Below are 14,094 nucleotides of genomic sequence, written 5' to 3' on the forward strand. Positions count from 1 at the left end.
GTCAGAGGCCGCGCAGCAGCTGCTGCACTTCGGCCTGATTGCCATACTGTTTGCCACTGGTGGCCAGGCGGTTCAGCTCGACCGCGGCCAGGCGCTTGTCGCCGGCCTTGAGGTAGAGCTTGGCCAGGCGCATGCGCAGATCGTGGTTCTGCGGCTGCAGCTCCAAAGCCTGCACCTGCACCTCGATCGCGCGCGGCAGCTTGTTGTCGGCCTCCAGCACCGAGGACAAGGTGTCCAGGAAGGCCGGCTGCTTGGGCGCGATCTGCACCGCTTTCTCGGCCAAGGCCAGGCCGCCCGGTTTGTTCAGCTTCATGGCCAACCAGGCCAGGTTGTTGAGCACGGCCGGGTTCTCGGGCTGCAGCTTCTGCACCGCCGCAAAGCGGCCTTCTGCCGCGGCCAGCTGGCCCTGATTCAGCTCGACGCCGCCGAGGTAGAACAGGAACTCGGCGTCGTTCGGGTGGGCCTTGAGCCAGTCCTGCGCATGCTTGTCGGCCTCGGCCTTGGCGCCGCCCAGGCTCAGGGCCAGGTGCAGCTTGCTCGCCACCGCCGGATCGGGCGCTTTCTCCAGGCTGCGGCGCATGGCGGCGGCGGCCGCCGGCCATGCCTTCTGGTTGGCCTGCACATCACCTTCGAGGCTGTAACCGAGCGGCGAGGCCGGCGCGCGTTTTTGGATCAGGGCCGCCGTGGCCAGCGCTTCCTTGGGCTCGCCATTGGCCAGCTGCAGTTCGCCGAGCCGGCGCTGCACCACCAGGTTGTCGGGCGACAGCTCCAGCGCGTGCTTTAAATTGCTGATCGCGGTCGGGTACTTCTTGAGCGCGGCATAGACCTCGGCCAGGCGCAGCGACGGCAGCGGCGAACGCGGCATGGCGCGGGACAGCGCGTTGAAGGACTCCAAGGCCTGCTGGTACTCACCGGCCACGGTGCGGGCCCGGCCTTGCGCTTCCATCAAGTCGGCACTTTCCGGCATGGCGGCAATGCCTTGCTCGGCGGCGCTCAGCGCAGCCTTGAGATTGCGTTCCTTGAGCTGGAAATCGATCAAGGCCACACGCGGCGCCGCGGCACTGGGCTTGCTGGCGATGGCCTTGTTGATCATGGCCTCGATCTCGGCCTTGGGTGCGCCGCGTTGCTCGGCCAGCTCGGCCAGCGCCAGCTGCGCGTTGACATTGTCCGGGTCGGCCACCAGCAAGGTCTCGAAGCGCTGCTTGGCTGCCGCCGGCTGCTTGTCATTGATGTCCAGCGAAGCCAGCAAGGCGGCGGCAGGATAGAACTTGGGGTCGATCTTGAGGGCCTGCTCCAGGCTCTTGCGGGCTCCGGCCGTGTCGCGCCGGGCCAGGAACACCAGGCCGCGCAGATTGTGCGCCATGGGTTTGTCCGGCTGCTTGCGCTCCAGCACGGCGATGGCGGCCAGCGCCTTGTCCAGATCACGGCGCTGCAGATGGGCGCGGATCAAGGCCACATCAGCCACCGTGCTGGGGTCAGAGTCGGAAATGCTCTTGAGCTCCGCCAGCACGTCCTCTGCCGAGGCGCTGGCGCCACGCCCCAGAGCCAGCTGGGTGCGGCTGCGCGTGTCGGCCGGGTTGAGCTTGGCCGCCTGAGCGAAATAGCCGGCCGCCTTCTTGTCGTCGCCATTCTGGCGGTAGGCCTCGCCGGCCAGCGAGTAGAGCTGGGCATCGATGGGTGACGCGCCTTGCAGCAGGGGCTGCAGCGCCGCCACGGCCTTGGCCGGCCGTCCGGTCAAGAGATAGACCTGGGTCAGCATGCGCCGGGCCAGCCCCAGATTGGGGGAAATCTTGAGCGCCTTGCCGAGATACTCCTCGGCCTGCACATAGCCCTTGAGCTCGAACTCGATCGCGCCGCCCAGCTGCAAGGCCAGAGGATTTTCGGGCGCCATCTTGAGCAGTTGCTGACTGAGCTCGCGCGCCTTGGAAAACTCGCGCTGACGGAAGGTCAGCAAGGCCTCGAAATACAGGGTTTGCGGATGGCCGGCCAGCACCTTCTTGAGCGCGGCCAGCTGTTCGGCCGCGGCCGGCAGGTCGCCGCTGTCCAGCCAGTGGTTGAGCAGGCCGGTGTGCGCGGACACATCACCGGGCTGCAGAGCCAGAGCCTGGCGGTAGGCCGCCACAGCGGCCTGGCCACCGGCCTCGGCCGCCTTGCTGCCCTCGGCCTTGTCAAGCGGCTTGCCGGCGCTGGCGGCTGCAGCCTGGGCTTGCGCGGCCTCGACCCGGCGCGTCACCATCAGGATGTCACCCTTGAGGCGCCAGCCCTCGGCCAGCTTGGGCTCGCGCTGCAGCAGCGCGTCCAGCATCTGCAGCGCGCCCGCGAAGTCGCCGTCACGGGCCTTCATGCGCACCTGGAGGATCTGGGTGGCCGGGAAATCGGGCTGGGCCTGGAGTGCCTCGGCGATTGCCGCACTGGCTTTGTCCTGGGCGCCGGTGGATTCATAGGCAATCGCCAGCGAGGTCAGCAGGTCGGCGCGCGCCTTGGCGTCGCCGGGCCGCGTGCCGCCATGCTGCTCGATCAAGGCCTTGTAAGAGTCATTGGCAATCATGGCCCGAGCCAAGACCGGCAGCACCTGGTCGGCCGATGCCTTCAAGGCCAAAGCCTTGCCCAGCTCCACCTCGGCCGAACGGCTGTCACCGGCGGCCAGAAAAGCCTGGCCCAGCAGGAAGCGCGCCTCGGCCGCCTCAGGCGACTTCTGCAGGGCATTCTTCAACTGGATGATGGCGGTCTTGTGGTCACCCTTGCCGATCGAGCCCCGGGCCGAAGCCATCAGGCTGTCATAACTCTCTCCGCCACAGGCCGCCAAGAGGCAAGCGGTCAGAACACTGGTGGCAATCAGCTTGGGAGTGGACATGGGATAGGCGCAATGGGTCTGAGGCTGAAGAAACCGGCCCCGCCGCTGACAGGGCGGCTGGAGCCAAGGAATGGCCGGCAAAGTATAGGGGCGGGTCCGGCTGGCTACACTGGCCCGATGCCTGCTCCAGACCTCGTTTCACCGGCCAATTCGCCTCGCGATGCCGAGCTTTTCTCTGCCAACCAAGCGGGCCGGGTGCCGCCGCCTGAGGTCTGGCTGAACCGCTTCGCAGCCCTAGGCCCGGCCTTCCATACCGAGCTGCCGCCGCAAGGCTTGCCCCAACCGGTCTGGGTGGCGCAGAGCACGGCCAGCGCGGCCGAGCTGGGCTGGCCCGAGGACTGGTGGCAGCGCGAGGACTGGAACGCCCTGGAGGTGCTGAGCGGCAATGCGGCCTGGCCCGGCATGCGCACGCTGGCCAGCGTCTACAGCGGCCACCAGTTCGGCGTCTGGGCTGGCCAGCTCGGCGACGGCCGCGCCCATCTGCTGGGCGAGATCGCCACACCGGGCGGCAGCCTCGAGTTACAGCTCAAAGGCGCCGGCCTCACGCCCTACTCGCGCCGCGGCGACGGCCGCGCGGTGCTGCGCTCTTCCATCCGCGAATTCCTCTGCTCGGAGGCCATGCATGCGCTGGGCATCCCCAGCACCCGCGCCCTGGCCCTGACGGCCTCGTCCCTGCCAGTGCGGCGCGAAACCTTGGAGACCGCGGCCATCGTCACCCGGGTGGCGCCAAGCTTTCTGCGCTTCGGCCACTTCGAGCATTTCTCGCACCGCCAGCAGCACCAGGAGCTGCACCAGCTGGCCGATCACTTCATCGATTTGCACGCGCCCGAATGCCGCGCGGCGAGCGAGCCCTATCTGGCCTTGCTGGAGCGGGTGGCCCGGCAGACCGGCGCCTTGCTGGCCCAGTGGCAGGCCGTGGGCTTCTGCCATGGGGTGATGAATACCGACAATATGTCCATGCTGGGCCTGACCATCGACTACGGCCCCTTCGGCTTTCTCGACGGTTTCAACCCAGGCCACATCTGCAACCACTCCGACCACCAAGGCCGTTATGCCTTCGCCCGCCAGCCCAGCATGGCTTTCTGGAATCTGCATGCCCTGGCCCAGGCCCTGCTGCCCTTGATCCAGAACGAGGGTGAGGATCCCGAGGCTGCCAGCGAGCGCGCGCTCGATGCGATCGAGCCCTACAAGCAGGCCTTCAGCGATCACTTCATCGCCCTGATGCGGGCCAAGCTGGGGCTGCTCAGCGAGCAGACCGAAGACACTGCCCTGATCGACGACTGGCTGCGCCTGCTGGCAGCGACCCAGGTGGACTACACCATTGCCCACCGCCGGCTCAGCCGATTCGGCCTGCACGATGACACCGGCGCCTTGCGCGACCTGTTCCTGGACCGCGACGCCTTCGACGCCTGGGCCCAGCGCTACCGCCAGCGCCTGCAAACCGAGGCCAGCCAAGACGGCGCGCGCCAGGCGGCCATGCGCGCGGTCAACCCGGCCGTGGTGCTGCGCAACCATCTGGCCGAGGGCGCCATCCGCGCCGCCCAGGCCGGCGATTTCTCCGAGACGCAGCGCCTGCTCCAGGTCCTGCAGCGGCCCTTCGACGACCCCAAACAGGCCAGCGACGCGGCCTTCCCGCCCGACTGGGCTCAAACCCTGGAAGTGTCCTGTTCATCATGAGCGACAAGAGCAGCAAGACCTACCCGGTTCAAAAGAGCGAGGCCGAATGGCGCGCCCAGCTGGACCCCATGCAATACCAAGTGGCCCGGCAATCGGGCACCGAACGCGCCTTCACCGGCAAGTACTGGGACCATTTCGAGAAGAACGGCCTGTACCGCTGCGTCGGCTGCGGCACGCCCTTGTTCGAGCCGGACACCAAGTTCGACGCCGGTTGCGGCTGGCCCAGCTACTGGGCCCCGGTCAATGCCGAGCTGATCGAGCGCATCGTCGATGAAAGCCACGGCATGGTGCGCGTCGAAGTGCGCTGCAACAACTGCGGCTCCCACCTGGGCCATGTCTTCCCCGACGGCCCCGAGCCGACCGGCGAGCGCTTCTGCATCAACTCGGCCGCGATAGACTTCGCGCCCCGGACCTGAGTTCCTCCAGGCCGCCCTTACTGCGGAGCCACGCCGGCCCGCCTTGCCCATGAAGCTTCTGCTCGACTTTCTACCGCTGATCCTGTTCTTCGCCACCTTCAAGTACGCGGACAGCCACAAAGACTGGGCCGCGGCCTTTGCCACCGAGCATTTCGGTTTCATGGTCTCGGGCGGCAAAGTCGGCACCGAGGAGGCGGCGGTCTTGCTGGCCACCCTGGTGGTGATGGTGGCTACCCTGGCACAGGCGCTGTTCCTCAAGTTGCGCGGCAAGAAGATCGACCTGATGCTCTGGATCAGCCTGGCTCTGGTCGTGACCCTGGGCGGCGCCACCATCTGGTTCCACAACGAGACCTTCATCAAGTGGAAGCCAACCGGCCTCTACTGGGGCATGGCCCTGGTGTTCTGGGGCTCGGTGCAGTTTTTCAAGAAGAACCTGATCCAGAAGATGCTGGGGGCCGAACTGGAACTGCCGGCTTTTGTGTGGCAGAACTTGAACCGCGCCTGGGTGCTGTTTTTCGCCACCCTCGGTATCGTCAACCTCTACGTGGCCTACAACTTCTCGACCTCGAGCTGGGCTGACTTCAAGGTCTTCGGCGTCACCGGACTGATCCTGGTGTTCACGGTCGCACAAGGCGTTTACCTGAGCCGCCATCTGCCCGAACTGCCGGACGACAAGGCCGAGCCCGCCAAGGCCGATGAAACTGGAACGCAACCATGAGCACCCACCCCGCCCTGAGCGAGATCATCACGGCGCGCCTGCAGGCTGCGCTGAGCCCTGAACGCCTGGAAGTCCAGGACGACAGCCACCTGCATGCCGGCCACGCCGGTGCCCGGGAAGGTGGCCATTACACGGTGCGAATCTGCAGCAGCCGCTTCGATGGCCTCGGCCGCGTGGCCCGCCATCGGCTCGTATATCATTCGCTGGGTGAGTTGATGCAGCAAGGCATCCACGCGCTGGCGATTGATGCCAGCACACCCCAAGAGAACTGATTCATCTCGAAATCGATCAGCGCCGATACGGCGCATTTTTTTAGCCCAAAGCCCTACCCATGAAGAAGTTTGTGCTCGCCGCCTCCGTCGCGGCCCTGTCCGCTGCGCTCCTGCCCATGTCGGCCAGCGCGCAGAACCTCGCCATCGTGAACGGCAAAGCGGTGCCCAAGGCCCGCGCCGAACAGCTGATCAGCCAAGTCACCAAGAGCGGCCAGCAAGCCCGCACGCCTGAGCTGGAAAACCAGGTCAAGGACGAAGTCGTGCTGCGCGAAATCTTCATGCAGGAAGCCGAAAAGCGCGGCATTCCGGCCAGCGCCGACTACAAGGCTCAGATGGAACTGGCCCGCCAGAGCATCTTGATCCGCGAACTGTTTGCCGACCACGCCAAGAAGAACCCGGTCACCGACGCCGATGCCAAGGCCGAGTACGACAAGTTCAAGGCCCAGAACAGCGGCGAGGAAGTGCGCGCCCGCCACATCTTGGTCGAGAAGGAAGAAGACGCCAAGGCCCTGATCGCCCAGATCAAGGCCGGCGGCAAGTTCGAAGAACTGGCCAGCAAGAACTCCAAGGACACCGGCTCCGCCGCCAACGGTGGCGATCTGGACTTCGCCAAGCCCAGCAGCTACGTGCCCGAGTTCGCCGCTGCCGTGACCAAGCTGAAGAAGGGCGAAATGACCGATGAGCCGGTCAAGACCCAGTACGGCTTCCACATCATCAAGGTCGAAGACACCCGCGAAGCCCAGTTCCCGGCTTTCGATGATGTCAAGGCTCAGATCGTCCAGCGTCTGCAGCAGCAGAAGGTCGGCGCGTATCAGCAAGAGCTGAAGAGCAAGGCCAAGACGGACTACAAGTTCGCCAACTGATGAGGCCCGTGGTGCCGAGCTCAAGCAGCTGTCGGCTCAAGCGCTGACCGCGCTCGCAGGCACCACGTTTTCTTGTCCGTCCACACACGCCGTACCCGTCAGGCCCAGCCAGACCCAACCCGCGCAAGGCCCTCAGGCTTTCCGCGGGTTTTTTACGGCCAAGGGCACATCGTTCACCGATCGATCCGAGGTTTCGTTTGCCCGCATCCCGTCTCGCCCGCCGCGTCCTGCCGCACCCAGACACTCTGGCCCAGACACCGGGCCTGCGCTGGCTCGGCCATTACCTCGCCCCACGCCCCTGGCTGTGGGTGGCGCACCGGCGTCGGGTCGCCATGGGCGTGGCCGTGGGCCTGGCGATCGGTGTCATTCCGCTGCCGACGCAGATGGTGCTGGCGGCCGTGCTGGCCATCATCTGCCGCGCCAATGTCGCCGCGGCCATTGCGGCGACCTGGCTGACCAACCCCTTCACCCTGGTGCCGATCTGGAGCCTGGCCATCGCGCTCGGTCGCCTGGCTTCGGGGCACAGCGGGCCGATTGCCACGCCGGAGATGCTGGCCATCACCTGGAGCGAACCGGCCAGCTGGCTGCCCTCGGCCTGGGCCTGGGTGCAGGCGCTCGGTGAGCCGCTGCTGATTGGCTTGCCATTGGCCGGCCTGGCCTTGGGTGCGGCGGCCTATTTGGTCGTCTACATCGGCTGGTGGGCCGTCATCCGCGGCGAGCGCTGGCGGCGCCTGCGTCAGCGCGCACGCGCGGCCTGAGCGCGGCGCTCAGGCGGCGGCCGTCGCTTCGTCCCGGAGCTCCGTCGTTGTTTGTTCGACCAGGCGGCCGGCCTCGATCCGCAGCTGACGCTGGCAGCGACGCGCAATCGCCGGATCATGGGTGACCAGCACCAGGGTCGTGCCCGCTTCGCGGTTCAGCTCGAACATCAGCTCCATCACGGCCGCGCCGGTGGCGAAATCGAGGCTGCCGGTGGGTTCATCGGCCAGCAGCAAGGCGGGCCGCACGACAAAGGCGCGCGCCAGGGCCACACGCTGCTGTTCACCGCCAGAGAGCACGCGCGGGTAATGGCCCAGGCGCTCGGACAGCCCCACCCGGCCGAGCATCTGCGTGGCCAGACTGCGCGCCTGCGGCTCGCCGCGCAGCTCCAGCGGCAGCATCACGTTCTCCAGCGCTGTCAGATTGGGCAAGAGCTGGAAGCTCTGGAACACAAAGCCCAGCTCGGCGCCTCGCACCGCGGCCCGCTGGTCTTCATCGAGCACGAACAGGTCTTGCCCGCGCAGACGCACGGTGCCGCTGCTGGGCGTATCCAGCCCGGCAAGGATGGCCAGCAAGGTGCTCTTGCCTGAGCCCGAGGCACCGACGATGGCCACCGACTCCTGTGCCCGCAGGCTGAAGCTGATGTCATGCAGAATCACCAGCTCGCCGGTCGCGTCCTGCACCCGTTTGTTGATGTGATCGACTTCCACAAGAATTTCGGACATGGCGGAACCCAAAGAATGAAGGACAGAAAAGCAGAGCCCGTCACGCAAGCGGCCCGGCGGGCAGCACTGCGCATGGCCTTGCACTGTAGCGTCTGCATCGCGGGCAGTGGGCTCGCGGGTCTTGCCAGCGCACAGACGAACGCCGACGAGCGCACGCTGGTGGTGCTTGGTGACAGCCTGTCCGCCGAATACGGCCTGAGCCGCGGCCAAGGCTGGGTGGCCTTGCTGGAGCAGCGCCTGGCCGAGCAGAAGCTGCCCCAGGGGCGCCGCTACCGCGTCATCAATGCCAGCATCAGCGGCGACACCACGGCCGGCGGTCGTGCCCGCCTGGCCACTTTGCTCAAGCTGCACCGGCCCGCCGTGCTCATCATCGAACTCGGCGGCAACGACGCCTTGCGCGGCCTGCCTCTGGCCAACAGCCGCGAGAACCTGCTCGCCATGGTGCGCGCGGGCAAGGCGGCCGGCGCCAAGGTGCAGTTGCTCGGCATGCAGGTGCCGCCGAACTACGGCGCCAGCTACGGGCGCGAATTCGCCGGCCTGTTCAGCGAAGTGGCCAAGGCCGAGAAGGTGGCCCTGACCCCCTTCTTACTGGCCGGTTTTGCCGAGCGGCCGGATGCCCAGGATTGGTTCCAGGCCGACCGCATCCACCCCCTGGCCAAGGCCCATCCTCTGATGCTGGACCAGGTCTGGCCGGTGCTCAAACCCTTGCTCTGAGCGCAGAGCGACGGAGAAAGAGCAACGCCGCTGCGGCCCAAGGGCCGGCAGCGGCGCTGCAATCAAGAGTCAACCGGAGGTGCCTGTCTTAGCGCTCCCGCTCGCCGTTGCGGCGCGGCGGCCCGTCGGAGTTGCCACGATCCCGCTGCGGGCCTTGTGACTCGCTCTTGCTCGGCTGCTGCGGCTGAGCTTGAGGCTGCGGCGCTGGCGCCGGGCGCATGGGCAGAGAAGAAGGCTCGGCCGAGCGCATACGTTCGGGCGGACGCTCGACTGGGCGTTGTTCCATCGGTCGCTCAGCCGGGCGCTCGAATTGACGCTCCATGCGGCTGTCGCCACGATCCGGGCGCTGCGGGCCGGCCCGTTCGGAACGGTCGGCTCCCGGACGATCGGCCCAGGGCATGTTCGGCGGCACGGCCGGCTGCGCCGGAGCTTGGGGCTGCGCTTGCACCGGCGGCGCTGCACGGTCACGGTCACGGTCACGACCGCGCCAAGGCAGATCGGCCGGGCCGCCCGAACTCTGCGGCGCCGGAGCGCTGAGCTCGCCACGCTGCGGTCCGACGCGCTGTTCACGCGCATCCCTCTCCTCACGCGGGACTTGCTGATCGCGGCGGCGATTGGCGAACGGGTTGTCGTTGCGCCAAGGCACATCGGCCGCGCTGCGTCCAGCCGGGACCTCAGGGCTCATGGCGGGCCGCTGCGGCAGCATCGTGGCCAGCTCCTGGCGCGCCGGAGCCGCAGGCAAGGGCCGCACCGGGCCGCTGTCGGCGGCCGGCATGGCACGGACCGGCCCACCGGCGCCCGGCAGATAGCTGATGGCACCGCCGACTTCGCGGTTGCTGCGTGGCTTGTTGACGGTCACCGGGTCGCGATCGAAATGGTTGTTCAGGCGCTGGACATAGCCCGGGCTGTGGCGGAAGCCCGGCACATAGACTTCACGCGGGGCCAGCGGGTACCAGCCGTAATGCGGGCGCGGCGGGCGAGCGCCGCCCCCGATGCTGATGCCCACCGACACTGAGGGGCCACCCACCCAGGCCACCAAAGCCGGGGCATAGACCGGGCGCGCCACATAGCGGCCCGGTGACCAGCACCAGCGGCCATTCCAGCTGACCCAGCGGCCATAGTGGAAAGGCGCGAAGCCCCAGGGCGCATCGTCCACCCAGCTCCAGCCCCAGTGGCGCGTCCAGGCCCAGTGGCCGTAGCGATACGGTGCCCAGTCGGCCACGACCACGGAAGGGAACCAGACGGCGCCGTACTCGGGCGACTGTTCCCAGCGGCCATGGCGGTCCAGATCTTCAGCGCCGGTCATCTCGGGCGAGACATAGCGCTGGCTCAGGCCTGCGTTGATGCTGTCGCCCTCGCTGCGGCTCTGTGCGTTGAGCCAGTCAATGAAGCCATCACCCTGCAAGCGCTGGCGCTCGGTGCGCGGGCCGCCGGCCCACCAGAACTCGGCCTGCTCGCCGTCCTGCAGCCAGACCGGCAGCGTGCCCTCGCCCTTGCTCGATTCAAAGCGCAAACGGCCCTGCAGGGCAAAGCCACGGCTGCCGCGGTCCATCTGCTCGACCCGGTACAAGCCCTCGCGCTCGGCGAAGAACAGGCCCTCGCGGGTCATCACCTTGTATTCGCTGACGGCCTCCTGCGAACGCAGGCGCAGCCCCATATCGCCCTTGGCCAGCATCAGCAGCACGCGGCCCTCGTCGAGCTGGCTGATCTCCAGGTCGCTGCGCTCATCGAGCCAGAAGCTGCTGGAACCGACTCGCAGGCTGACGCGCGAGCGATCGTCGGTGCGCAGGCGGTCGCCCTCGGAGATGGTCTGGTTGCGCAACACGCGCGTCCATTCCTTGTTCTCGGCGTCAAACAGCCAGGCCTCGCCAATGACTTCGGAGACCCGGCCGGCACGCGTCGGCGGGTCGCTGCCTGGCGCGGCTTGGGCGTGGGCCAGCTGCCAAGCGCTGAGGCCCAGCACCAAGCAGGCCAAGCACAGCCAGCTGCGCCAGGCCCAGGCCAGCGCAGCAGTGGCAGACAAATTTCGGGCGGCAACTTTCATGACAAGCTCCTGTGACCCCAGCTCAACGCGCAGTCTGCTGCCGCGGAGGACCGTCTTTACAAACAATCACCACAGCAGAGTGCGAGGTGCAGGCCACGCACCCGAAAGGTGCGTCTCAATCGTCCGCCGCCGGGTCCAGCTCCGGGAACAGCACCGAGGTGAAGCCAAAGCGGCTGAAATCCTTGACCCGCATGGGATAGAGGACGCCGTCGAGGTGGTCGCACTCATGCTGGACCACGCGGGCATGGAAGCCTTCGGCCTCGCGCTCGAAGGCCTGGCCTTCGGCGTCAAAGCCGCGGTAGCGCAGGCGCGCATGACGCGGCACCACGCCGCGCAGGCCGGGCACCGAGAGGCAGCCCTCCCAGCCCTCTTCATCGGCCGCGCCGAGCAGCTCGATCTCGGGGTTGATCAGCACGGTGGGCGGCACGGGCGGCGCGTCCGGATAGCGCACATTGCTCTGGTAGCCAAAGATGACCAGGCGCAGGTCGACACCGATCTGCGGCGCGGCCAGGCCGGCGCCGTTGGCTGCCTTCATGGTCTCGAACATGTCGGCGATCAGGTCGCGCAGCTCCGGCGTACCGAAGTTCGTGACCGGCTGGGCCACGCGCAACAGGCGCGGGTCACCCATCTTCAAGATTTCATGCACGGCCATGGCAACGTCGCGACATCAGTTAAGGTGGGCGGATTCTAGAAGTGAGCCCGGAGACACCCCCGCCATGCACGATTTTGTCCAGCCCCTCGGCCATGGCATCTATGCCATCGACACCGGCTTCCAGCGCCCGCAGTTCGACGCCGCCTATCTGATAGTGGAGGCCGGCCGCGCCGCCTTCATCGACACCGGCACCAACCACGCGGTACCGCGCCTGCTGGCGGCGCTGGGCGATCTGGGCTTGGGCCCGGAGGCAGTGGACTGGGTGATCCCCACCCATGTGCATCTGGACCATGCCGGCGGCGTGGGCCTGCTGATGCAGTCCCTGCCCCAGGCGCGCCTGGTGGTGCATCCGCGTGGCCTGCGCCATCTGATCGACCCGACCGCGCTCTACATGGGCGCCAAGGCCGTCTACGGCGAGGCCGAGATGCAGCGCTCCTACGGCCGCCTGCTGCCGGTGCCGGCCGAGCGGGCGCAGGCCAGCAGCGATGGCGAGACCCTGCACCTGGCCGGCCGCCCCCTGCTCTTGCTGGACACCCCTGGCCATGCCCGCCACCACCACTGCATCTGGGACGCGCACAGCCGCGGTTGCTTCACCGGCGACACCTTCGGCCTGAGCTACCGCGAGTTCGACACCGCGCAAGGCGCCTGGGCCTTGCCGACCAGCACGCCGGTGCAGTTCGAGCCCGAGGCGCTGAAAGCCTCGATGGAGCGCCTGCTGGCTTTGCAGCCCACGCAGATTTTCCTGACCCACTACAGCCGCGTCGGCGGCAGCGCGGCCGAGGTGCAGCGCCTGGGCCAGCTGCTGCGCGAGCAGATCGACGAGATGGTGGCCCTGGCCCATGCCGCGCCGTTCGGCGCCAGCCCCGAGCGCCACGCTTTTCTGAAAACCGGGCTGGAGGCCATCTACCTGCCGCGCCTGCATGCCCATGGCTGCACGCAAAGCCTGGTGGCGCAGCTGGGCCTGCTGGAGATGGACATCGAGCTGAACGCCCAAGGCCTGGGCGTTTACCTCGACAAGCGCGCCGCTGCGGCCTGAGGAACCTCAGTCCTTGCGGCCCAGTGACAGCAGGGCGTAGAGCAGGATGGCGCCAAAGGTGGCGGTTCCGATGCCGCCCAGCGCAAAGCTGCCCAGCTTCAAGGTGTAGTCGCCGGTGCCCAGCACCAGGGTGATGGCGACCACCAGCAGGTTGCGGCTGTCGCTGAAGTCCACCCGCTTGTCCACCCAGATCTTGGCGCCGGCCACGGTGATCAGGCCGAAGACGACGATGCTGACCCCGCCCATCACCGCCAGCGGAATCGCCTGGATCAGCGCCCCGAACTTGGGGCTGAAGCCCAGCAGCACGCCCAGCAGGCCAGCGATCACGAAGATGGCGGTGGAGTAGATGCGGGTGGCGGCCATGACGCCAATGTTCTCGGCATAGGTGGTCACGCCGGTGCCGCCGGCGGCACCGCTGACCATGGTGGCCAGGCCGTCGCCCATGAAGGCGCGGCCCATGTCGGCGTCGAGATTGCGGCCGGTCATGGCGCTGACGGCTTTCAGGTGACCGAGGTTCTCGGCCACCAGCACCACGACCACGGGCACGATCAGGAGCAGGGCCTGGGGCTCGAAGACCGGGCTGGCAAAACGCGGCAGGCCCACCCAGGCGGCATTGGCCACACCCGACAGGTCGATCGGCTTGCCCAGGCCCAGGCCATTGGTCAGCAGTGCGTAGAGCAGGCTGGCGGCCAGCAGACCCAGCAAGATCAGCAGGCGCTGGGCCATGCCGCGGCTGTACACCGCTACCAGGGCCACGCTCAGAAAGGTGGCACCCTGCATCCAGGCATCGAAGCCGGTGGGTGCCATGTTTTTGATCGGGATTGCGGCCAAGTTCAGGCCGATCACGGCCACCACGGCGCCGGTCACCACCGGCGGCATCAGACGCTCGATCCAGCCCGTGCCCAACCAGGACACCAAGGCGCCGATCGCAAAGTAGACCGCGCCGCAGGCGATGATGCCGCCCAGGGCCAGTCCGATATTGGCGTTAGGTCCCGCGCCGGTGTAGCCGGTGGCGGCGATCACCACGCCAATGAAGGCGAAGCTCGACCCCAAATAGCTGGGCACGCGGCCGCCCACCATCAGGAAGAAGATCAGGGTGCCGACGCCGCTCATCAGGATGGCGACATTGGGGTCGAAGCCCATCAGCAGGGGCGCCAGCACGGTGGCGCCGAACATGGCGATCACATGCTGCAAGCCCATGGCCAGGGTCTGCGGCCAGGGCAGGCGTTCATCGGTCTGTACCGCTTGCCCGTCTTGGGCCGGCACCTCACGCCATTGGAAAAGTCGGCTCATGCTGCATGCGCTCCATCGTGTCTTGACGCCGCAGTGTAGTGAGGCCAGCCGCCCCGCCGACCCAGGGCTTGCAC

The 14,094-nt window shown here is 67.5% G+C and carries 13 protein-coding genes; 8 read left to right on the forward strand and 5 right to left on the reverse strand.

Going from position 1 to position 14,094, the window contains the following annotated elements; translation table 11 throughout:
- Position 1: 1 nt before the first annotated feature.
- Positions 2-2,854: an XrtA/PEP-CTERM system TPR-repeat protein PrsT gene (gene prsT, locus LNV28_RS07895; protein ID WP_263518328.1), complete on the reverse strand. Its 2,853-nt coding sequence runs from the start codon at positions 2,852-2,854 to the stop codon at positions 2-4.
- Between the two features lie 117 nt (positions 2,855-2,971).
- Here prsT and LNV28_RS07900 point away from each other — a divergent pair, with 117 nt between their 5' ends.
- The 6 genes from LNV28_RS07900 (at position 2,972) to LNV28_RS07925 (ending at position 7,558) form a co-directional block, all read left to right on the forward strand.
- Positions 2,972-4,531 carry a protein adenylyltransferase SelO gene (locus LNV28_RS07900; protein ID WP_263518330.1) on the forward strand — a complete coding sequence of 520 codons (1,560 nt, stop codon included), beginning with the start codon at positions 2,972-2,974 and terminating at the stop codon, positions 4,529-4,531.
- Positions 4,528-4,947, forward strand: coding sequence for a peptide-methionine (R)-S-oxide reductase MsrB (msrB, locus tag LNV28_RS07905; RefSeq protein ID WP_263518332.1), 420 nt, complete (start codon positions 4,528-4,530; stop codon positions 4,945-4,947). The genes LNV28_RS07900 and msrB overlap by 4 nt, the downstream gene beginning before the upstream one ends.
- A 49-nt stretch (positions 4,948-4,996) precedes the next feature.
- Complete coding sequence (locus LNV28_RS07910) at positions 4,997-5,665, forward strand: septation protein A (protein WP_263518335.1); 669 nt, start codon at positions 4,997-4,999, stop codon at positions 5,663-5,665.
- The gene (locus LNV28_RS07915) at positions 5,662-5,937 is read left to right on the forward strand and encodes a BolA family protein (protein ID WP_263518337.1); all 276 of its coding nucleotides are present in this window, start codon (positions 5,662-5,664) and stop codon (positions 5,935-5,937) included. Before LNV28_RS07910 ends, LNV28_RS07915 begins: the two co-directional genes overlap by 4 nt.
- Before the next feature lie 59 nt (positions 5,938-5,996).
- Positions 5,997-6,800 carry a peptidylprolyl isomerase gene (locus tag LNV28_RS07920; RefSeq protein ID WP_263518339.1) on the forward strand — a complete coding sequence of 268 codons (804 nt, stop codon included), beginning with the start codon at positions 5,997-5,999 and terminating at the stop codon, positions 6,798-6,800.
- 197 nt (positions 6,801-6,997) lie between these two features.
- Positions 6,998-7,558, forward strand: coding sequence for a DUF2062 domain-containing protein (locus LNV28_RS07925; protein ID WP_263518341.1), 561 nt, complete (start codon positions 6,998-7,000; stop codon positions 7,556-7,558).
- Between the two features lie 9 nt (positions 7,559-7,567).
- Here the strand turns inward: LNV28_RS07925 and LNV28_RS07930 are convergent, their stop codons facing one another.
- The gene (locus tag LNV28_RS07930) at positions 7,568-8,281 is read right to left on the reverse strand and encodes an ABC transporter ATP-binding protein (RefSeq protein ID WP_263518342.1); all 714 of its coding nucleotides are present in this window, start codon (positions 8,279-8,281) and stop codon (positions 7,568-7,570) included.
- Positions 8,282-8,353: 72 nt separating this feature from the next.
- Here LNV28_RS07930 and LNV28_RS07935 point away from each other — a divergent pair, with 72 nt between their 5' ends.
- Positions 8,354-8,995, forward strand: a complete 642-nt coding sequence (locus tag LNV28_RS07935; protein WP_263518344.1) for an arylesterase — start codon at positions 8,354-8,356, stop codon at positions 8,993-8,995.
- Between the two features lie 88 nt (positions 8,996-9,083).
- Here the strand turns inward: LNV28_RS07935 and LNV28_RS07940 are convergent, their stop codons facing one another.
- Together LNV28_RS07940 and def are read right to left on the reverse strand one after the other, a co-directional pair.
- Positions 9,084-11,039 carry a DUF6600 domain-containing protein gene (locus LNV28_RS07940; RefSeq protein ID WP_263518346.1) on the reverse strand — a complete coding sequence of 652 codons (1,956 nt, stop codon included), beginning with the start codon at positions 11,037-11,039 and terminating at the stop codon, positions 9,084-9,086.
- A 115-nt stretch (positions 11,040-11,154) separates the two neighbouring features.
- Complete coding sequence (def, locus tag LNV28_RS07945; protein WP_263518348.1) at positions 11,155-11,691, reverse strand: peptide deformylase; 537 nt, start codon at positions 11,689-11,691, stop codon at positions 11,155-11,157.
- A gap of 64 nt (positions 11,692-11,755) precedes the next feature.
- Here def and LNV28_RS07950 point away from each other — a divergent pair, with 64 nt between their 5' ends.
- Positions 11,756-12,727: an MBL fold metallo-hydrolase gene (locus LNV28_RS07950; protein ID WP_263518349.1), complete on the forward strand. Its 972-nt coding sequence runs from the start codon at positions 11,756-11,758 to the stop codon at positions 12,725-12,727.
- Positions 12,728-12,733: 6 nt separating this feature from the next.
- Here the strand turns inward: LNV28_RS07950 and LNV28_RS07955 are convergent, their stop codons facing one another.
- Entirely contained in the window at positions 12,734-14,020 is a 1,287-nt protein-coding gene (locus LNV28_RS07955; protein ID WP_263518350.1) for a solute carrier family 23 protein, read from the reverse strand.
- Positions 14,021-14,094: the final 74 nt, after the last annotated feature.

The organism is Paucibacter sp. DJ2R-2 (assembly GCF_025717675.1).
Classification (GTDB): domain Bacteria; phylum Pseudomonadota; class Gammaproteobacteria; order Burkholderiales; family Burkholderiaceae_C; genus Paucibacter_A.

Bases quoted from the DNA above. Each gene is read 5' to 3' on its own strand.
- prsT (WP_263518328.1), bottom strand. From the start codon at position 2,854: ATGTCCACTCCCAAGCTGATTGCCACCAGTGTTCTGACCGCTTGCCTC.
- LNV28_RS07900 (WP_263518330.1), top strand. From the start codon at position 2,972: ATGCCTGCTCCAGACCTCGTTTCACCGGCCAATTCGCCTCGCGATGCC.
- msrB (WP_263518332.1), top strand. From the start codon at position 4,528: ATGAGCGACAAGAGCAGCAAGACCTACCCGGTTCAAAAGAGCGAGGCC.
- LNV28_RS07910 (WP_263518335.1), top strand. From the start codon at position 4,997: ATGAAGCTTCTGCTCGACTTTCTACCGCTGATCCTGTTCTTCGCCACC.
- LNV28_RS07915 (WP_263518337.1), top strand. From the start codon at position 5,662: ATGAGCACCCACCCCGCCCTGAGCGAGATCATCACGGCGCGCCTGCAG.
- LNV28_RS07920 (WP_263518339.1), top strand. From the start codon at position 5,997: ATGAAGAAGTTTGTGCTCGCCGCCTCCGTCGCGGCCCTGTCCGCTGCG.
- LNV28_RS07930 (WP_263518342.1), bottom strand. From the start codon at position 8,281: ATGTCCGAAATTCTTGTGGAAGTCGATCACATCAACAAACGGGTGCAG.
- LNV28_RS07935 (WP_263518344.1), top strand. From the start codon at position 8,354: ATGGCCTTGCACTGTAGCGTCTGCATCGCGGGCAGTGGGCTCGCGGGT.
- LNV28_RS07940 (WP_263518346.1), bottom strand. From the start codon at position 11,039: ATGAAAGTTGCCGCCCGAAATTTGTCTGCCACTGCTGCGCTGGCCTGG.
- def (WP_263518348.1), bottom strand. From the start codon at position 11,691: ATGGCCGTGCATGAAATCTTGAAGATGGGTGACCCGCGCCTGTTGCGC.
- LNV28_RS07950 (WP_263518349.1), top strand. From the start codon at position 11,756: ATGCACGATTTTGTCCAGCCCCTCGGCCATGGCATCTATGCCATCGAC.
- LNV28_RS07955 (WP_263518350.1), bottom strand. From the start codon at position 14,020: ATGAGCCGACTTTTCCAATGGCGTGAGGTGCCGGCCCAAGACGGGCAA.